Below are 18,887 nucleotides of genomic sequence, written 5' to 3'. Positions count from 1 at the left end.
TCTGACAGAACTGTAATATCGGCCTCACCTTCTCGTTAAGTTGCACTTTTTACACTGCACATCGAACACACCTCATCTCTGCGGCTTTTGTGTAGCTCCTTTGGAACAGAGATGAACTTTTACGCCCCGGTTGGGGCGTTTTTTTTGAGTGCAGACTTGAGTGACGAATCGTCGCACTTGCCTGAGGCGGCTTGACCCTAAAGCTACTTCACGGTTCAGAATTTTCCTACGCTCAATTCAGCCTCGCTATGGGGCCATGCCCCTGTCGTTTTCTTTGAAGGTAATTCCCCATGCGTATCCTTGTGGTTGAGGACGAACAGAAAACCGCCGACTACCTGCAGCAAGGCCTGACCGAAAGCGGTTATGTCGTCGATTGCGCCGCCAGCGGCATTGATGGCCTGCACCTTGCCAGGCAACACAGCTACGAATTGGTGATCCTGGATGTCAACTTGCCCAACACCGACGGCTGGGAAGTGCTGGAGCAACTGCGCCGCGACGGTAACCAGCGCGTGATGATGCTCACCGCGCGTGGGCGGCTGGCCGACAAGATCAAGGGCCTGGACATGGGCGCCGATGATTATCTGGTCAAGCCCTTCGAGTTCCCCGAGCTGCTGGCCCGTGTGCGCACGTTGTTGCGACGCAGCGAGCACATCCCGCTGCCGGATGTGCTGCGCGTCTCGGACCTGGAACTGGACCCACGCCGGCATCGCGCCTATCGCGGCAACCGTCGGATCGACCTGACGACCAAAGAATTTGCCTTGTTGCACGTGCTGATGCGCCAGGCCGGCGAGGTGATGACCCGCACGCAGATCATCTCGCTGGTGTGGGACATGAACTTCGACTGCGACACCAATGTGGTGGAAGTCTCCATCAGCCGCCTGCGCGCCAAGGTCGATGATCAGAGTGAGGTGAAGCTGATCCACACGATTCGCGGCGTGGGTTACGTGCTGGAGGCGCGCCCATGAAGACCAGTAGCCTGTCGATGCGCCTGGGGCTGACGGTCAGCCTGATGGGCGCCGGGTTGGTTGTGCTGCTGGCGAGCCTGGCGTACCTGGCCCTGACCCACGAACTGGACAAGCTGGCACGCAAGGGCCTGGAAAACAAAATGGAGCAACTGGCCCATACCCTCGGCCAGGGCCTCGATGAACACCGCATCACTAACCGCCCGCACTCACTGCTGGACCTGGTGATGGGCCACGACAATATCTACCTGACCATCATCGGCGCACGCTCCGATGCGCCGGTACTGCTGAGCGTCGGCGCCAAGCCCCAGCAACCGCTGTTGCTCGACGTGCCCACCGGTAAAAACCTGGCTTATTTGAACTGGGTCGACGGCCAGGGCAATCGTATCCTCAGTGCGACGCGCCTGATGCCGTTGCAAGGCGGCGAGTACGTACGCGTGCTGCTATCCCTGGACCGCTCTGATGATGAAGCGTTGCTCAGTGCCTACCTGCGTTCCACGGTGATCGCCCTGCCGATGCTGCTGATCCTGATCGGCATGGGCGCCTGGTGGCTGGTGCAACGCGGGCTTGCACCGCTGCAGCAGTTCAGCCGCGTGGCGGCCAAAGTCAGCACCCAGGACTTGACCCACCGGCTGTCCCTGGACAACCTGCCCAAAGAGCTGGGCGAACTGGCCCAGGGCATCAACTTCATGCTGCACCGCCTGGACGCCGGGGTGCAGCAACTGACGCAGTTCTCCGACGACCTGGCCCATGAACTGCGCGCTCCCTTGACCAACCTGATGGGCAAGGCCCAGGTGACTTTATCCCGCGAGCGGCCCTCAGACGAATACAAGGCCAGCCTGGAGTCCTGCACCGAGGAAATGGAACGCCTGTCGCGCATGGTGTCCGACATGCTGTTCCTGGCCCAGGTCAGCCACCCGGCGGCGCGGGCCGGGTTTGCACCGGTGTCGCTGGAGCAGGAAGCGCAGCGGGTGATGGAGTTGTTCGCCCTCAGCGCCGAGGACAAAAACGTCAGCCTGACCCTGCGCGGCGACGCCTGGGTAACGGGAGATCGCCTGATGATTCAGCGCGCCATTTCCAATCTGCTGTCCAACGCCATTCGCCACACCCCTCGCGACGCCAGCGTCTTGCTGCTGGTGGAAAGCTATGAGCAGAGCGTGTCGCTGTCGGTGGGCAACCCGGGGCGCGGCATCGAAGCCCATCACCTGCCGCATCTGTTCGAGCGTTTCTACCGCGCCGACAACAGCCGCGCCCGTGCTGAAGGCGGCACCGGCCTTGGGCTGGCGATTGTGCAGTCGATCATGCACCTGCATCAGGGGCACGCCGACGTCAGCAGCCAGCCGGGCCGTTTCACGCGGTTCAGCCTGGTGTTTCCTCGTCCTTGCGATGCGCCCACTGATACAGCGCCGGCAGCACCAGCAAGGTTAGCAACGTAGAAGAAATAATCCCGCCGATCACCACCGTCGCCAACGGCCGCTGCACTTCGGCGCCGGTGCCGGTGGCCAGCGCCATGGGGATAAACCCGAGGGAAGCCACCAATGCCGTCATCAACACCGGGCGCAACCGGGTCAACGCGCCTTCGTTGATCGCCATCGACAATGAGCGCCCTTCCTCGCGCAGGTTACGGATGAACGCAATCATCACCAGGCCGTTCAACACCGCCACGCCGGACAAGGCAATAAAGCCCACTCCTGCCGAAATCGACAGCGGAATATCCCGCAGCCACAGCGCCATGATCCCACCGGTCAAGGCGAACGGAATCCCGGTGAATACCAGCAGGCCGTCCTTGAGGTTGTTGAACATCATGAACAGCAAACCAAACACCAGCAGCAACGCCACCGGCACCACGATGCGCAACCGCTCGGATGCTTCCTTCAACTGTTCGAATTGGCCGCCCCAGGTGGTCCAGTAGCCCGCCGGCACCTTGACCTGAGCGAGAATCGCCGCCTCAGCCTCTTCCACGAACGAGCCGATATCGCGTCCGCGCACGTTGGCACTGACGATCACCAAACGCTTGCCGTTCTCACGACTGATCTGGTTCGGGCCAAGCACCAGGTCCAGGCTCGCTACCTGGGACAACGCAATGAAACCCAACTGTCCAGACGCATTACCCGGTACCGGAATCAACAACCGCGACAACCCGTCGATATCGGTGCGCAGCGCGTCAGACAAGCGCACGACCATGTCGAAACGCCGGTCACCTTCGTAGAGCGTGCCCGCCTGGCGCCCCCCGACAGCGACGGCAAGGGTGTCCTGCACATCGCCCACATTCAGGCCAAAACGCGCGGCTTTGTCGCGGTCGATATTGATGGTCAGCACCGGCAGGCCGGAGGTCTGTTCAACTTTGACTTCCGAGGCGCCACCGAGCTTTTGCAGGGTCTCGGCAATTTCCCCGGCGGTCTTGTTCAGCACGTCCATGTCATCGCCAAACACCTTCACCGCCACATCGCTGCGCACACCGGAGATCAACTCGTTGAAACGCAGCTGGATCGGCTGCGATAACTCGTACGCGCTGCCCGGCACAATCGCACTGGCGCGCTGGATGTCGGCGATCAGGGTTTCGCGGGACTTTCGCGGGTCCGGCCATTGGTCCTTGGGCTTGAGCATCACGTAGCTGTCGGAAATGTTCGGTGGCATCGGGTCGGAGGCAATTTCCGCAGTTCCGGTGCGCGCAAATACCCGCTCGATTTCCGGCACCTGGGCCATCAAGGTTTTTTCCAGCTGCTGTTGCATCTGCACCGATTGCGTCAGGCTGGTGCCGGGCACGCGCAAGGCCTGCTGGGCGAAATCGCCTTCGCTGAGGCTGGGGATAAATTCGCTGCCCATGCGGCTGGCAACAACGCCCGAGGCGACGATGGTCAACACGGCCAAGCCGAACACCCACGGACGACGCGCCATCACCCAGTCCAGCACCGGTGCATAGACCCGACGCGCGCTGCGCATGACAAGGTTTTCTTCTTCCTTGACCTTGCCGGTGACGAACAGCGCAATCGCCGCCGGCACGAAGGTCACCGATAGAATCATCGCGCCCAACAGGGCAATCACCACGGTAAACGCCATAGGGTGGAACATCTTCCCGGCCACCCCGGTGAGGGCGAAGATCGGCAGGTACACCACCATGATGATCAGTTGCCCGAAGATCAGCGCCCGTCGTGCTTCCTTGGCGGCGGCAAACACTTCGTGCAGGCGCTCGCTGCGAGTCAGCAGTCGGCCATGGCGGTGCTGTGCGTGGGCCAGCCGGCGGATGGCGTTCTCGACAATCACCACCGCGCCGTCGACGATGATGCCGAAATCCAGCGCGCCAAGGCTCATCAAATTGGCGCTGACTTTGTTGGTAAACATGCCGGTAAAGGTGAACAGCATCGCGAGGGGAATCACCATCGCGGTGATCAGCGCGGCGCGGATATTGCCCAAAAACAGGAACAACACTGCCACCACTAAAAGAGCGCCTTCGAAGAGGTTTTTCTTCACGGTGCTAATGGCTTTTTCGACCAGGTTGGTGCGGTCGTAGACGGTGACGGCGACCACCCCCTCGGGCAGCGAACGGTTGATCGCTTCAAGCTTTTTCGCCACGGCCTGGGACACACTGCGGCTGTTTTCGCCGATCAACATGAACACGGTGCCCAGCACCACTTCGCGGCCATTTTCCGTGGCGGCACCGGTACGCAGCTCACGGCCGATCTCGACCTGGGCAACATTGCGCACGCGAATCGGCGTGCCATCCGAACTGGTAATGACGATATTGGCGATGTCCTCGATAGACGCCAATTGCCCCGGCGCGCGGATCAGCAGTTGCTCGCCGCTACGCTCGATGTACCCGGCGCCGACGTTGGCGTTGTTGCGCTCCAGCGCGGTGACCAGGTCATTCAAGGTCAGGTTGTAGGCGGCCAGACGCTTGGGGTCGGGCGCAATCTGGTACTCCTTGGCGAAGCCGCCAATGGTGTTGATCTCGGCCACGCCCGGCACGTTGCGCAGTTGCGGCTTGATGATCCAGTCCTGGATGACGCGCAGGTCAGTCGGCGTGTAAGGCGTGCCGTCGTCCTTGCGCGCGCCCTCCTTGGCCTCAACGGTCCATAGGAAAATTTCCCCAAGCCCGGTGGAAATTGGCCCCATCGCCGTTTCGATCCCCAAGGGCAATTGCTCACGAGCGACTTGCAAGCGCTCATTGACCAACTGGCGAGCGAAGAACAGGTCGGTGCCGTCCTTGAAGATCACCGTGACCTGGGACAACCCGGAACGTGACAGCGAACGGGTCTGCTGCAAACCCGGCAAACCGGCCATGGCGGTTTCGATGGGAAAGGTGATGCGCTGTTCGGTTTCCAGCGGCGAAAACCCGGCCGCCGCCGAGTTGATCTGCACCTGCACGTTGGTGATGTCGGGCACGGCGTCGATGGGCAATTTCTGATAGCTGGCGATGCCGACACCGGCCATCAACAGCACCGCCAGCAGCACGATGATGCGCTGCTCGATGGCAAATTGGATAAGGCGCTCAAACATGGGGAATCACTCGCGGGATCAATGGGCGTGTTCGGCCGAGCCTTTGCCCAGTTCGGACTTGAGGATGAAGCTGCCGACAGTAGCCACCTGTGCCCCGGCCTCAAGGCCCTGGCGCACTTCAACGTAGCCGTTTTCACTCGTCCCCAGTTCCAGGTGGCGGGTGATGAAACCCTCGGGCGTGCGTACGAAGACCGAGGGCTTTTCCTCGACGGTCTGGATTGCGGTTTGTGGGACGGTGACCTTGGCCTCGTAAGAATCTGTGACGAGTTGCACGTTGACGAACAAGCCCGGGCGCCACGCATCGTCAGGGTTGGCGACACTGACGCGCACGGTGGCAGTGCGGGTTTGTTCACCGAGCAGGTTGCCGACAAACGCCACAGTGCCCTGCACTTCGGTGCCCATTTCGGTAGAGCTGACGTTGACCGGTTTGCCGACCCGGACCTTGTTCAAGTCCTTGGGAAATACACCGAACGTGACCCACACGTGGGACAGGTCCGAGAGGGTGAAGGCGTTACTGGTTTCACCCACGACTTCGCCAACGCCCAGGTGTTTTTCCACGACCACGCCAGCAAAGGGCGCGCGCAGTTCGTAACGATTGCCGCCAACCAGCCCCGCACTGCCACTGAGCGCGGTCATCTTCTGGCGGGCATTGTTCAGGGCGATTTCGGCTTCTTGCAGTGTCTGGCGCGCCAACAGGTAATCCTGCTCGGCGGAGATTTTGTCTTGCCACAATTGGCGTTCGCGCTGGAAGGTGGTGCGTGCCAGTTCGACGCGTCGTTCGCTGGCCGCCAACTCGCTGCGCTGGTCGGACACCTGCTGGCTGGCGATCACCGCCAGCAACTCACCCTTCTTCACCGACTGACCGAGGTTGACCTTCACCGACTCCACCACGCCCGCCGCACGCGGGACGATGTGAGAGGTACGGTCTTCATCCAGGCGCACTTCCCCCGGTAACGTCAGCAGCGTGCCGATTGAACGCGGTTCAGCCATCGCCAGTTGAATGCCGGCCGCCTGGATCTGCTGTTCGGTGAGTTCGAGTGCGCCCTCTTCTTCGTCGGCCCTGGTGAGGCCGGACAGCATCAGGCCCAGGGCGACGGCGAGTGCGACGCCGTGTCGGTTGTTCATAGTGGACTCCAAAGAGAATCAAAAACGGGCGAGATCGCCGTAAATCCGCTCGATACGCACCCAGGCGTCGGTGGCCTGGGCGGTGGCAGTGAGGTATTGGGTGCGCGCCGCGATCAGGGTGCGCTGGGCGTCCAGCACGTCGAGGAAGCTGAATTTGCCCATTTCGAAACCACGGGTGGCGCTGTCCACCGCGCTTTGAGCGGCGGGCAGGATCTGCTGATTGAATACGCGCACCTCGGTATTCGCGGACTGCCACAGGTCGACGGCCTGGCGGGTTTCGGTACGCAGGCGCAGTTCGGTGGCGTTGCGCAGGTCGCGAGCCTGGTCGGCGCGACGCGTCGCGGCGAGTACATTGCCCTGGTTGCGGTTGAACAACGGGATCGGCATCGACACACCGACCAGGCTCACCCGTTCACGCACGCTGGCATCGTATTGGCTGCCGATGGACACATCGAGGTCGGGAATACGCTGGGCTTTTTCCAAGCCGATGCTGGCTTCGTATTGCAGGATGCTCAGTTCGGCCAGGCGCAACTCGGCGGTTTGCTCAAGGCGTGCCAGCAACTGGGTGGCTGACGGCACGGCCAGTGTGGAAGGGTTTCGTGTGGCGACGGCCTGGAAGTTCGGCGCCGCGCTGCCAGTGCTGGCGGCCAGGCGACGATAGGCATCGGTGAGGCCCATCTGCGCGCGGTCACGTTCCAGGCGAATCTCCGACAACTGCACTTGGGCCCGCGTGGCCTCCACCGGCGAGGCTTTGCCTGCTGTCACCCGACCGTTGGCGACAACCAGCCCGCGTTCGGCCACCGTCATGGAACGCTGCGCCAGGTCGAGGCGCTCCTGTGCGCGCAGCGCACCATAGTAGTTGTCGATGACTTCGGCGCGCAGGCTGTTGCGCCGCTGCTCCAACGTCAATGCGGCGGCGTCCTGCACACGGGACGCGACGTCGATACGCGCCCCCCGTTTGCCGCCCAGTTCCAGGGCCTGGCTGATCTTGATGCTGGTGGTGCGGGAGTCGCGGCGGGTGTCTTCCACATCCCAGGAAGCCACCGGGTTGGGGATCAAACCGGCCTGCTGACGCCCGCCCTGGGCGATGTCGATTTCCCATTGCGCGGCCGCCAAATCGGGGTTGTTGGCGAAAGCGGTTTGCAGGGCTGAATCGAGGGTCAGGGTTTGTGCCTGGGCGGCGCTGGCAACCACCCACAACACACCCGCTCCGAGAAGTTTTTTAACGGAAATTGCCATAACAAGAGTTCCACGCCCATGAAGTACAAGCGGGGGCAATGTAGCCGTCGCGACTTATCAAGGCGGTGGAGCAAAGATTACAAATCCGACAGCAATGGCTCTGCGGCGGGCATCACCGCCTCTTACCGCTGATCGCACCAAAACGGCACATAAGCACTTGGCCAACGTCGTATCAGGTATGCTTTTCGAGCAGGAAACAAAAAGAAACAATTTTCCCGACCTGTTCGATGAGGAGCCCTGTTTTGGAGTTATCGACTGCCGTGTGGATGGTTCACGACACCCGCCTTATGTTCTGTGTACTGCTGGCCATCGCCAGCATCATCGTGCTGATCAGTGCGACCAAATTGCCGCCGTTCCTGTCGATCCTGATCGGTACTTTTATCGCCGGGGTCGGCGCCGGGCTGCCGCCCGAAGAAGTGGCCAAGGCGTTCAGCAAAGGCGCCGGGGCGATCCTCGGTGAAGCCGGGATCATCATCGCCCTGGGCTCGATGCTCGGCGCACTGATGGCGGAGTCGGGTGCTGCCGACCGTATCGCCACCACCTTGCTCGGGTTGGGCAAGGGCAAGGCATTGCCCTGGGTGATGGCGCTGGTGGCCATGGTGATCGGCCTCCCGCTGTTCTTCGAAGTGGGCTTGGTGATGATGGTGCCGATCATCTTGGTGATGGCTAAACGCTCGAACCAGCCGCTGCTGAAAATCGCGATCCCGGCGCTGGCGGGCATGACCACCCTGCATGCCCTGATGCCACCGCATCCGGGGCCGCTGATCGCAGTGAGCGCGTTGCATGCCGACCTGGGGTTGACCATGTTGCTGGGCTTCTGCCTGGCAGTGCCGGCGGTGATCCTGGCTGGCCCGATCTATGGCAACTGGCTGTCCAAACGTCTCCACGTAGACGAGCCGGCCGACATCGGCGCGCTGTTCAGCGCACCACCCAAGGCACCGCGCCAGCCAAGCTTTACCGTGTCATTGCTGATCATTCTGCTGCCGGTGATCCTGATGCTGGGCAGCACCTTGGCCAAAGTCGCGCTGCCGGCTGAAAGCGCCATCGGCCTGACCCTGAAATTCCTCGGCGAACCGCTGATCGCCCTCGGCCTGGCCGTGATCGCCGCCGTGATCTGCCTGGGCTGGGCTGCCGGCATGCCACGCGCGGAAGTCGGCAACACACTGCGCAAGGCCCTCGCGCCCATCGCCGTATTGCTGCTGACCATCGGCGCTGGCGGCGGTCTCAAGCAAACGCTGCTGGATGCCGGCGTGAGCCAGACCATCAGCAAGGTCGCCGAAGGCGCGCACATGCCTTACCTGCTGCTGGCCTGGTTGATCGCCGTGGCGTTGCGCCAGGCAACCGGCTCGGCCACCGTCGCGACCACGACCACCGCAGGCATCCTCGCGCCGATGATGGCCGGGCTCGCAGCGACCCAGAGTTCGTTGGTCGCGCTGGCGATTGGCGCCGGCTCAGTGTTCTTTTGCCACGTCAACGACGCCGGGTTCTGGATGGTGCGTGAGTACTTTGGCCTGCAGTTGAAGCAGACGATCTGGGTGTGGTCGGTGTTGCAGACTATTGTGTCCGTGGTGGGCCTGGTCGGTACGCTGCTGCTCTGGCACTTCCTGACCTGAGCCTTAGGCAGCCAGGGTGTGGCGCTTACCGAACAGCGCCACACTTACCACGCCCACCGCCCCCATCACCACGCAGTACCCCACGCAAATCCACGGGCTGGTCGGCATCAGCGCAATCAGCAACAACGGCGTGGTACTCGCCCACAGCGCGTAGGCAATGTTGTAGGTAAAGGAAATTCCCGACACCCGCACCTGCGCTGGAAACAGGCCGACCATCACCGATGGCACCGCGCCTACTACTCCGCAACTCAAGCCCGCTACGGCGTACGCCGCACCCAGCCAGATACCGCCGCTGATCAGGCTGGCGTACAGCACCGCAATACCCACTGGCAGCAACAGGCTGTAGACGAGCACCGCGCGCCAGGCGCCGATGCGGTCGACCAGCAAGCCGGCCAGCACACAGCCGATATTCAGGAACACGATACCCAGGGCGCTCAAGGCGAATGTGTGGCTGGGGCTCATGCCGAACGTTTTCTGCATCATGGTCGGGGTGATGACCACCAGCACCACAACGGCAGAGGTGAGCACGCAGGTGAGGATCATCGCCGGTAGCAACACGGCGCGATGGTCACGCAGCACGGTGCGCAGAGGGAGTTCGGCGGCGGCCTGGCGGCGGGCCTGCATTTCGAGGAACACGGGGGTTTCGCTGAGCCAGCGACGCAGCCACACGCCGATCACACCGAACACGCCGCCGAGCAGGAAGGGAAAGCGCCAGGCGTAGTCAAGGATTTCGACTGGGGTGAAGACTTGCGCCAGCAGGGTCGCCGTCAGTGCGCCGAGCAGGTAACCGAAGGTCAGGCCGGCTTGCAGAAAACCCAATGCGTAACCGCGATGGTGGGTCGGCGCGTGTTCGGCGACGAAGGTCCAGGCACTGGGCACTTCACCGCCCACCGCGGCGCCTTGCAGCACGCGCAACGCCAGCAGGATCAGCGGTGCGAAATAACCGATTTGCGCGTAGGTCGGCATGATCCCGATCAGCAGGCACGGCAGCGCCATCATCAGGATGCTCAGGCTGAACACGCGCTTGCGCCCAAGATGATCGGCAAAGTGCGCCATCAGGATGCCGCCCAGCGGGCGCGCCAAGTAACCGGTGACGAAAATGCCGAAACTTTGCAGCAGGCGCAGCCACTCAGGCATTTCCGGCGGAAAGAACAGCTGGCTCAAGGTCAACGCGAAAAAAACGAAGATGATGAAGTCGTAGATTTCCAGGGCACCGCCCAGGGCGGCCAGGCCCAGGGTTTTGTAGTCGGAGCGGGAAAAACGCTGCGCCTGTGCAGGAAAGGTGGCAGTCATGTGAAGACTCGGCAGACAAACAAAATGGCGTGCAGGTTATGAGCTGAACCCAGTGATGGCAATCGCGACAGATATATTTGTTTTCCTCATGGATCGATGAAGATAACTGCATTCCCATATCAATGGCCGTAGCGGAACATGCCGGGAAATAGCCTTCACCCTAATAACTATAAGAGGAAAGACTCGTGGCCGACGCTATCGAAGAAAGCCGCTATGCCCGATTTGCCCTGCGCTGCTCCAACTTCGCCGAACGCTGGTTTCCAGACTCCTGGGTGTTTGCGGCACTCGCCGTGATCATCGTCGCCGTGGCGACACTGGGCATGGGCGCCGCGCCGACCGAAGCCGCCAAAGCGTTCGGCGACGGGTTCTGGAGCCTGATTCCATTCACCATGCAGATGGCCTTTGTGGTGATCGGCGGTTATGTGGTCGCGAGTTCTCCGCCAGCGGTGAAGCTGATCGACCGTCTGGCGCGTATCCCCAAGAACGGTCGCTCGGCCGTGGCCTGGGTAGCGTTGATCTCGATGGTCGCCTCCTTGCTGAACTGGGGCCTGTCCCTGGTATTCGGTGGTTTGCTGGTGCGGGCGCTGGCACGTCGTACGGATTTGCGCATGGATTACCGCGCAGCCGGTGCAGCCGCTTACCTGGGGCTTGGTGCCGTATGGGCGCTGGGGCTGTCATCGTCCGCCGCGCAGTTGCAGGCCAACCCGGCCAGCCTGCCGCCGTCGATCCTGTCGATCACCGGCGTGATCCCGTTCAACGACACCATTTTCCTATGGCAATCCGGCGTGCTGTTGCTGGCATTGATCGTGGTCTCGCTGATCATTGCCTACGCCACCGCCCCCGGCCCGAACAGCGCACGTGATGCCAAAGCCTGCGGCGTCGACCCGGCGTTCAACATGCCCAAGCTGCAGGCGCCGACCCGCCCCGGCGAATGGCTGGAACACAGCCCGTTGCTGACCGTCCTGCTGGCATTGCTGGCGGCCGGTTGGTTGTTCCATGAGTTTTCAACCAAGCCGGCGATCAGCGCGATCTCGGGGCTGAACACCTACAACTTCCTGTTCATCATGGTTGGCGCCCTGCTGCACTGGCGCCCGCGCAGCTTCCTCGATGCAGTGGCCCGTGCGGTGCCCACCACCACCGGCGTGCTGATCCAGTTCCCACTGTACGGTTCGATTGCCGCGCTGATGACCGTGGTCAAGGGCGGTGACGGCCAGACCCTGGCGCACCATATCTCGCTGTTCTTCACCTCCATCGCCTCCCACGACACCTATGCATTGTTGATGGGCGTGTACTCGGCGGTGCTCGGCTTCTTTATCCCGTCGGGCGGCGGCAAGTGGATCATCGAAGCGCCTTACGTGATGCAAGTGGCCAATGACCTGCAGTATCACCTGGGCTGGGCGGTGCAGATTTACAACGCGGCCGAGGCGCTGCCGAACCTGATCAACCCGTTCTACATGCTGCCGTTGCTGGGCGTATTGGGGTTGAAGGCGCGGGATTTGATTGGCTTCTCGTTTGTGCAGTTGCTGGTGCACACGCCGTTGGTGCTGTTCCTGCTGTGGGCGCTGGGGACGACACTCAAGTACCTGCCGCCCGTGATGCCGTAAACGCTTCTGTCACATCTCCTGCCTAAGCTTCACCCCAGGCCCGGCACGCTTCCGTCACCTTGATCGGCACGCCACCGATCAAGGTGCACAGGATTGCAGTGCAGCGCGGCCACGCTACAAAACCCATGAGTCACCCTCAGAACTTTTATGCCCTAAGGCCTCGCCTTATAGACTGAACCGTTCAAGTTTTGCCATATTTGCCGCCTCTTCACCGAAACATCCAGCAACAAATAAACTAAAAACAGCCGCGAGAAGCCTCGGATGACCAACGAAACAGAAGACCAGAATTCCGTAAAAAAGCCCTCCGACACCCTCCCCGACTCCAGCCGTCGACGCTTTTTAGGCGGCGTTGCCGTGCTTGGCGCCGGGGCGACCCTGAGCGCCTGCGGCAGCCCGGCAGATCAGCCAGGCCCAGTCACCCAACGTGATCTGACGCCTGCCGAACTGGACAAGGCCCTGCACGACAACGTGAAGAATGTGGTGGTGATCTACGGCGAGAACCGCAGTTTCAACAACCTGTTTGCCGATTTCCCTGGTGTGGAAAGCCCGCTGTCCGCACTCAAACCCGCCGACTACCAGCAACGCGACCGCGACGGCAGCCTGCTGGACACGCTGCCGCAAGTCTGGGGCGGCGTGACTCAGCTTGGGCCACAGACGATTGACGGGGTGGTTTACCCCAGCGCCACCCAATATCAGGAGCACTTGCCCAACGCACCTTACGCACTGAAAGGTCCGAACGGCGAAGACCTGCCATTGAGCCTGGTCACTCGCGACCTGTGGCACGTGTTTTACCAGAACCAGATGCAGATCAATGGTGGCAAGAACGACAGTTTTGTCGCCTGGGCCGACTCGGGTGCGCTGACGTTTGGTCACTACCCGCAAACGCGCTACTCATTGCGCTTGTGGGACGTCGCCAAAGAGTTCGTGCTTTGCGACAACTTCTTTCAAGGTGCCTTTGGCGGCTCGTACCTCAACCACCAGTACTTGATCAGCGCTCAGGTGCCGTTTTACCCGGACGCCGCCAATTCCGTGGCCAAATCCCAGATCGCCACGCTGCAGGGCGACGACCCGACCGGCACGCGCCTCAAGCCGCTGGACCAATCCCCGGCCAGCGCCATGACCGGCCCCCCGCAATTCGGCCCCAGCGCACTGACGCCGGACGGCTATGCGGTCAACACCATGGCACCTCCCTACTGGCCGACCTGGATCCGCGATCCCGAGCGCCCGGACTACGCCAAGCCCGATCTGCCCAGCGTGCTGGTGCCGCAGTCCCACGAACACATTGGCGATAAGCTGTCGAAGAAGAACGTCGATTGGGCCTGGTACGGCGGTGCCTGGCAGGCCACGATCGACGAGCACAAGGATTCGCTGGCCATTCCAAAGATCCCGAGCTTTCAGTACCACCACCAGCCGTTCAATTACTTCAAGCAGCAAGGCCCGGAAAACCGCGTTGAGCGCAACAAACGCCTGCGCGATGGCGGCCTGGGCGATGAGCCGAGCACCAACCGCTTCATGGCGGATGCCCTGGCCGGAACACTGCCGGCGGTGACGTTCTACAAACCCCAGGGCAACCTCAACATGCACGCCGGTTATGCCGACGTGGCTTCGGGCGATCGCCATATCACCCGCGCCCTGAAAATGCTGCAGGAAAGCCCGCAGTGGAAAAACATGGTGGTGATTATCACGGTGGATGAAAACGGCGGCTGGTGGGACCACGTCGCACCGCCAAAAGGCGACCGTTGGGGCCCTGGCACACGGATTCCCGCGATTGTGGTCTCGCCATTCGCGCGCAAGGGCACGGTGGACCATACGGTTTACGACACGGCGTCGATCCTGCGGTTGATCACCCGGGTGTTCCAATTGGAGAAACTGGACGGCCTCAAGCTGCGCGACGACGCGATGACCGCCCGTGGCCAGAAGCCCATGGGTGATTTGAGCAACGCCTTGCAGTTCAACCTGTAGGTTTTCTTATCCAATAGCGACATGCACGGTGATTTAGCACGCGATTTCCCTGGTCAACCGCTACTGTGTGCACGTGGGCTTTCACCCCGCGCAGACGGGCTTTCGCTGACAAGGAATCGAGTATGTTCAAACCGAACAGGTTGTCATTCACCCTGGCCGCACTGCTGTCCAGTGCGGCCGTACAGGCCGACATCGAGGTGCAACTGGGCAGCACGCAACGTGTGACCCAGTTGTTCGCGTTCCCCAATAACTGCAACGTGATCTGCTTCCGGCCGTGGACGCTCGAGCAGACTGCCGAGCATTATTTGAACCAGAGCCTGCAGCGTGACGGTTACAACCGCGCCAAGGTCAGCGTCAAAACCCGTGACGGGCAGGTGTCGGCGACGTTCACCGGCGTGCCGGACGGCTACGGCCAGCCCTTGACCACGCTACTCAACACCGCTGACCTGGCCTACCAAGGCGCGAGCAAGCTCAACAGCGACGGCAAATGGGCCTATAACTGGTACCTGTTCCTGCCGCTGGGCATGGCCCTGGAGAACCGCAAAAGCATCGAGTTGCTGCACTTCCCGCCGGATTACTCGCTGACCCAGGCCCAGGACTACCTGGAATCGGCCACCACCGACCGTTGGGCCACCCTGCTCACGGAGAACGGTATCCCGGCTACTGAAACACCGGCTTACCAGACCATCATTGATATCGCGCCCATCGCCGCGCCGTCCAACGCGGGCAAGGACCTGGAAACCGTCTACGGCTACTTCACTGAATACCAGACGCGCATGGTCCAGGAACTGAGCCTGCCGGCCAAAGGAGCGTTGCCGATGGTGGCGTTCGGTGCACCGGTGCGCAGCTGGATCAAGCAACAATACGGGCAGACCGTGGCGGTGCTGGGCCTGGCGCAGATCAGCCCGGTCGCCGGCAAGACCGTCCCGGTGCTGGGCGCCAACCACCCGAGTTACATTTGGTATGCCGCGAGCCCCGACACTTACGACGGCAACGAGCAGAAAGCCGACGAGGCCGGGTTGAAGGTGATGGGCCAGGATCTGAGCGCCGCCTGCTGGCAAGCCGGGATGGGGCAGAAACCGGCGAGCGATCCGAATGTGTTGCTCAAGGCGTGCATGAACACCTGGCAGGTCACACGCAAGGAGCAAACCTGCGAGTTGTTCTATACCTCGGTGCGCAACCTGTCCACGGAGGAGGCCAACGCCAAATGCGCCACGCCGGCCATCAAGACCCAGTTGAAACAACTGAAGAACGCGGCCCCCGCACCGGCCATTGCGGCGCCGGCGCTGTAGTTCGCACAAAAAAGCCGATTTGACTGTCAACATTGACAGTAGCAATCGGCTACCTGTTCAGCGAGTCTTGAGCCGCGTCCAACAGCTGCAAGACTGGTAGTCAGCCCCACCCTCTGGTCGATGCAGCCTAAGCCAGGAGAGTTATGAAGACTCAAGCCATGGATAAGGCTAGAACCGCGGTAAGTGACTGCCTTTACCCTTTCAAATCAGAGCTGACAAAAGGACAAGGCTACCCGTCGAGCGCGCAATTCGAGGTCATACAGGCCCCCGGCGGCAGGGTTGCCGGGGTCAAGGCTCTCGCGGCCTTTGACGGCCGTGTATGCATCGCCAGGATCTCCGGCTACGTCTTGAGCGAGCGACGCCTGCACGCCTTGCAGCTGTCGCCGCGCATCCACCTCTACGACTGTTGGTTCAGTGGGCTGCTGTCGCATTCGTGCAAACCGAACGTGTTTCTCGACGTGCACTACCTGGAGGTCTGGGCCCTGCATGAAATCCCTGCCGGCGCCCTGCTGACCATGGATTACGCGGTGACCGAAGACGCGCTGTTCCGACAGTTCGCCTGCCAGTGTGGCGAACTCAACTGCCGGGGCTGGATTACCGGCCGTGACGAGCCGCTGAACGCCGAGGGGCAGGCGTTCATAGCCCGGTGGCGCGAGCGCAAACGCTCTTAGGCTTCACCCAACGGACGCAGGCGATACTGCGGCGGCAGCTGCTCGAAACCACTGATGGTGGTGTTCAAGCTCTTCCAGCGGCCATCCTTGATGCCGTAGATGCAGCCATGGATCGACAGGCTCTGCCCACGGTGCCAGGCGTTTTGCACAATGCTGGTATGGCCAACGTTGGCCACTTGCTGGATCACATTCAGCTCGCACAGGCGGTCGACGCGCTCTTCTTCGGTCGGCAGCTGGGCCAGCAGGTCACGGTTTTCGTAATAAAGATCACGAATGGTGCGCAGCCAGCCGTCGATCAAGCCGAACTGCCGGTCCTGCATCGAAGCACGCACGCCGCCACAGCCATAGTGGCCGGTGACGAGAATGTGTTTGACCTTGAGCACGTCCACCGCGTACTGGATCACCGACAGGCAATTGAGGTCGGTGTGCAGCACCACGTTGGCCACGTTGCGGTGCACGAACAGATCACCCGGCAGCATGCCGACGATTTCGTTGGCCGGGACGCGGGCGTCGGAACAGCCGATCCACAGGTATTCCGGGGTTTGTTGGCGGGCGAGCTTGGCGAAGAATTCGGGATCTTCCTGTTTGATCGCGTCCGCCCAGCGTTCGTTGTTATCAAGCAGGTCTTGTAGTTCGTTCATCAGGGAAAGCCTCAGGAATGATGCGCAGTTTTGTGACTGACAACCCTTCGTCCAGGTCACGCCGCACGCAAATTAGCTTGAATCTTTGGGACGCGCAGCCTGTCCACACACTATAAGCCCCACAGTATGAGGATTGGCCATGACTGAATCACGACGTCCCTACGGCGCTACGCAGCCTGAACCCATTGACGACAACGAAGACCGGATGGGCTCGATGCGCGAGCTGGATTTTGACGAGGAAGCGCCTACGGCAGAGATTGGCGATGAGATTCCACCTCGCGAGCGCGAGCATCTGATGCCCGAAGAGCGGGTGCGTGAGGCCGGGATGACGGGCGCTTCGACGGCGGATCATGAGTCTACGGATGATGACATGAGCCCGGAAACGCTGATCCATGAAGACGGTGCGCGGGATGCCCAGGAAGCCGGTGAAGGCGAGCAGGCGGATTGGGACTTGAGTATCGTCGATGAAGATGAAATTGGCGGCGGGAATGGGTTGGATGAGGCAGAGCTGGCCGACCTTGATCCGATTGACGGCAACCGCTGAAAAAACGCGGTTCAACAGGTGAGAGCGAGCTTGCTCACGAATGCGGAGTGCCAGTCGACCGATATCTTGACTGACACACTGCTTTCGCGAGCAAGCCCGCTCCCACATTTGGATTTGTGGTTAATCCACCAACGTGCAGGCCATGACGACCGCGTCTTCGCGGCCCCCGATGGCAGGGTAGTAATCTCGACGCCGACCAATTTCATTGAAGCCATAGCGCTCATACAGGCGGAACGCGCCAGTATTGCTGTCACGCACCTCCAGGAAGCACTCACGTGCACTGGCGGCGTAGGCACGGGACATCAAGTGTTCCAACAGCGCCAGGCCAAGGCCGCGGCCCTGATTCTCCGGCTTTACGGTGATGTTCAACAGGTGCGCTTCGTCGAGGATGATCTGCACCACGCCATGCCCCACCTGCTGCTCCCCTTCGAACATCAGCCAGATCTGGTACTTGCCCAGCCCATCGAGAAAAATGCCACGGGTCCAGGGATGGCTGAACGCCGCGTATTCGATTTTCAGCACGGCGTCGAGGTCAGCCTCGGTCATCGGGCGGAAGGATAAAGCCTCACTCATCGGTTGTTTTCCAGCGCGCCATCAGCCGGCGCATGGCTTGCCAGACATCAGCCTTACGCTGTGGCTCTTCCATTAATAATTCCAGGCCCGGCAGGGCCCATACCGAACCCAGGCCTTCGACCTGCAGTTCGAGATACCAGGCTTCGGCATTGGCTTCGCCGGCAAAGCGCACGGCGGGCAGGCCGATCAGCCACAGGCACACACAGGGTTCGTCCTCCAGGCGTGCCGACACAAAACCTTGCACAAAATCCCGAGCGGCTTCCGGGCCCTGGTCCATGTTGCCGCGGACCAGAAGCGGCCAGCGCACCGGGTCGCCGACGATCTGCGGGCTGTCGGGCAGGCCGGCGGCGCGCAGCATGTCCTTGAGCAGCATGTAGGCAGGGTCGCGGGTCTGGAAACGTTCGCCGGTGGGCAATTCCACCAGCAGCAGACAGCGTCCGGCACGCAGCAATTGCAGGGCAAAACGCGGTGGCGGCACCACCGGGGCCTTGACCACCGGCGGCGCCTCTTCCACCACCTTGGCGGCCTTGGTCACCGGCGACGGACGCGGCACTTCGACCTTCGCCCGTTCGACGACCGGGCGCGTCTCAGGCGCAGGCTTGACCACCGCCACCGGCGCGGCCGCCTCCTCGCCCGACGACTCGAACGCCTCAAAGGGCTCAAGCGCCTGCAACAGCTCCGGCCGCGACGGCGCGGCAAACGGCAGTTCGGTGCGGGGCAGCCAGTTGACCACCTGCATGGCGGTCAAGTAAGCGCGACGTCGGGACTCGATAAGCACAGCTCGGCCACTTGTGGATAACTAAAGAGCGGGGATTCTACCGCTGTTCGGCAACAATCGCCCACTGCGCACTGACCGGCTGTGGATAAATCC

Annotated in this window: 15 protein-coding genes; 8 read left to right on the top strand and 7 right to left on the bottom strand. The window is 61.7% G+C overall.

Annotated elements, in window-relative coordinates; all coding sequences use genetic code 11:
* Positions 1–290 precede the first annotated feature (290 nt).
* A complete protein-coding gene (locus AB4N92_RS15590; RefSeq protein WP_010213373.1) occupies positions 291–965 on the top strand; it encodes a heavy metal response regulator transcription factor in 675 nt (224 codons plus the stop codon).
* A complete protein-coding gene (locus AB4N92_RS15585) occupies positions 962–2,398 on the top strand; it encodes a heavy metal sensor histidine kinase (protein ID WP_010213375.1) in 1,437 nt (478 codons plus the stop codon). The genes AB4N92_RS15590 and AB4N92_RS15585 overlap by 4 nt, the downstream gene beginning before the upstream one ends.
* Here the strand turns inward: AB4N92_RS15585 and AB4N92_RS15580 are convergent.
* Genes AB4N92_RS15580 through AB4N92_RS15570 form a run of 3 tightly spaced genes read right to left on the bottom strand, consistent with a single transcriptional unit; the run spans position 2,322 to position 7,823 of the window.
* Positions 2,322–5,459, bottom strand: coding sequence for a CusA/CzcA family heavy metal efflux RND transporter (locus AB4N92_RS15580; RefSeq protein WP_010213376.1), 3,138 nt, complete (start codon positions 5,457–5,459; stop codon positions 2,322–2,324). The genes AB4N92_RS15585 and AB4N92_RS15580 overlap by 77 nt on opposite strands.
* 18 nt (positions 5,460–5,477) lie before the next feature.
* Entirely contained in the window at positions 5,478–6,584 is a 1,107-nt protein-coding gene (locus tag AB4N92_RS15575) for an efflux RND transporter periplasmic adaptor subunit (protein WP_010213379.1), read from the bottom strand.
* 18 nt (positions 6,585–6,602) lie between these two features.
* Positions 6,603–7,823, bottom strand: a complete 1,221-nt coding sequence (locus tag AB4N92_RS15570) for a TolC family protein (RefSeq protein ID WP_187517299.1) — start codon at positions 7,821–7,823, stop codon at positions 6,603–6,605.
* 242 nt (positions 7,824–8,065) lie between these two features.
* Between AB4N92_RS15570 and AB4N92_RS15565 the strand changes: the two genes are divergently transcribed.
* Positions 8,066–9,436, top strand: a complete 1,371-nt coding sequence (locus tag AB4N92_RS15565; protein ID WP_042571027.1) for a GntT/GntP/DsdX family permease — start codon at positions 8,066–8,068, stop codon at positions 9,434–9,436.
* Positions 9,437–9,439: 3 nt separating this feature from the next.
* Here AB4N92_RS15565 and AB4N92_RS15560 read toward each other — a convergent pair whose 3' ends face one another.
* Positions 9,440–10,729: an MFS transporter gene (locus AB4N92_RS15560; protein WP_010213385.1), complete on the bottom strand. Its 1,290-nt coding sequence runs from the start codon at positions 10,727–10,729 to the stop codon at positions 9,440–9,442.
* 185 nt (positions 10,730–10,914) lie between these two features.
* On the opposite strand from AB4N92_RS15560, the gene AB4N92_RS15555 reads away from it, so the two are divergent.
* The 4 genes from AB4N92_RS15555 (at position 10,915) to AB4N92_RS15540 (ending at position 16,258) form a co-directional block, all read left to right on the top strand.
* A complete protein-coding gene (locus tag AB4N92_RS15555; RefSeq protein ID WP_010213387.1) occupies positions 10,915–12,333 on the top strand; it encodes a short-chain fatty acid transporter in 1,419 nt (472 codons plus the stop codon).
* A 261-nt stretch (positions 12,334–12,594) separates the two neighbouring features.
* Positions 12,595–14,295 carry an acid phosphatase gene (acpA, locus tag AB4N92_RS15550; protein WP_042571026.1) on the top strand — a complete coding sequence of 567 codons (1,701 nt, stop codon included), beginning with the start codon at positions 12,595–12,597 and terminating at the stop codon, positions 14,293–14,295.
* Positions 14,296–14,417: 122 nt separating this feature from the next.
* On the top strand, positions 14,418–15,587 hold the full coding sequence (locus AB4N92_RS15545; RefSeq protein WP_010213390.1) for a hypothetical protein: 1,170 nt from the start codon (positions 14,418–14,420) through the stop codon (positions 15,585–15,587).
* 143 nt (positions 15,588–15,730) lie between these two features.
* Positions 15,731–16,258 carry an SET domain-containing protein gene (locus AB4N92_RS15540; protein ID WP_460127501.1) on the top strand — a complete coding sequence of 176 codons (528 nt, stop codon included), beginning with the start codon at positions 15,731–15,733 and terminating at the stop codon, positions 16,256–16,258.
* On the opposite strand, the gene can is transcribed toward AB4N92_RS15540, so the two are convergent.
* On the bottom strand, positions 16,255–16,899 hold the full coding sequence (gene can, locus AB4N92_RS15535; protein ID WP_010213394.1) for a carbonate dehydratase: 645 nt from the start codon (positions 16,897–16,899) through the stop codon (positions 16,255–16,257). The two genes, AB4N92_RS15540 and can, sit on opposite strands and share 4 nt — an antisense overlap.
* Before the next feature lie 139 nt (positions 16,900–17,038).
* Between can and AB4N92_RS15530 the strand changes: the two genes are divergently transcribed.
* Positions 17,039–17,443: a hypothetical protein gene (locus AB4N92_RS15530; RefSeq protein WP_010213395.1), complete on the top strand. Its 405-nt coding sequence runs from the start codon at positions 17,039–17,041 to the stop codon at positions 17,441–17,443.
* 120 nt (positions 17,444–17,563) lie between these two features.
* Here the strand turns inward: AB4N92_RS15530 and rimI are convergent, their stop codons facing one another.
* Both rimI and AB4N92_RS15520 read right to left on the bottom strand, forming a co-directional pair.
* Positions 17,564–18,016 (bottom strand): ribosomal protein S18-alanine N-acetyltransferase, encoded by a 453-nt coding sequence (rimI, locus tag AB4N92_RS15525; protein WP_010213396.1) that lies wholly within the window; start codon positions 18,014–18,016, stop codon positions 17,564–17,566.
* Positions 18,009–18,755: an energy transducer TonB gene (locus AB4N92_RS15520; RefSeq protein ID WP_236267231.1), complete on the bottom strand. Its 747-nt coding sequence runs from the start codon at positions 18,753–18,755 to the stop codon at positions 18,009–18,011. The genes rimI and AB4N92_RS15520 overlap by 8 nt, the downstream gene beginning before the upstream one ends.
* Positions 18,756–18,887: the final 132 nt, after the last annotated feature.

It is taken from the genome of Pseudomonas sp. S3_A09 (genome assembly GCF_054668065.1).
The sequence above is the reverse complement of the archived record's forward strand: the minus strand, read 5'-3'. Positions and strand labels throughout refer to the sequence as shown.

Coding starts and splice junctions, on each gene's coding strand:
- AB4N92_RS15570 (WP_187517299.1), bottom strand. CDS start 7,823: ATGGCAATTTCCGTTAAAAAACTTCTCGGAGCGGGTGTGTTGTGGGTG.
- rimI (WP_010213396.1), bottom strand. CDS start 18,016: ATGAGTGAGGCTTTATCCTTCCGCCCGATGACCGAGGCTGACCTCGAC.
- acpA (WP_042571026.1), top strand. CDS start 12,595: ATGACCAACGAAACAGAAGACCAGAATTCCGTAAAAAAGCCCTCCGAC.
- AB4N92_RS15545 (WP_010213390.1), top strand. CDS start 14,418: ATGTTCAAACCGAACAGGTTGTCATTCACCCTGGCCGCACTGCTGTCC.
- AB4N92_RS15540 (WP_460127501.1), top strand. CDS start 15,731: ATGAAGACTCAAGCCATGGATAAGGCTAGAACCGCGGTAAGTGACTGC.
- AB4N92_RS15575 (WP_010213379.1), bottom strand. CDS start 6,584: ATGAACAACCGACACGGCGTCGCACTCGCCGTCGCCCTGGGCCTGATG.
- AB4N92_RS15590 (WP_010213373.1), top strand. CDS start 291: ATGCGTATCCTTGTGGTTGAGGACGAACAGAAAACCGCCGACTACCTG.
- AB4N92_RS15520 (WP_236267231.1), bottom strand. CDS start 18,755: ATGCAGGTGGTCAACTGGCTGCCCCGCACCGAACTGCCGTTTGCCGCG.
- AB4N92_RS15580 (WP_010213376.1), bottom strand. CDS start 5,459: ATGTTTGAGCGCCTTATCCAATTTGCCATCGAGCAGCGCATCATCGTG.
- AB4N92_RS15585 (WP_010213375.1), top strand. CDS start 962: ATGAAGACCAGTAGCCTGTCGATGCGCCTGGGGCTGACGGTCAGCCTG.
- can (WP_010213394.1), bottom strand. CDS start 16,899: ATGAACGAACTACAAGACCTGCTTGATAACAACGAACGCTGGGCGGAC.
- AB4N92_RS15560 (WP_010213385.1), bottom strand. CDS start 10,729: ATGACTGCCACCTTTCCTGCACAGGCGCAGCGTTTTTCCCGCTCCGAC.
- AB4N92_RS15530 (WP_010213395.1), top strand. CDS start 17,039: ATGACTGAATCACGACGTCCCTACGGCGCTACGCAGCCTGAACCCATT.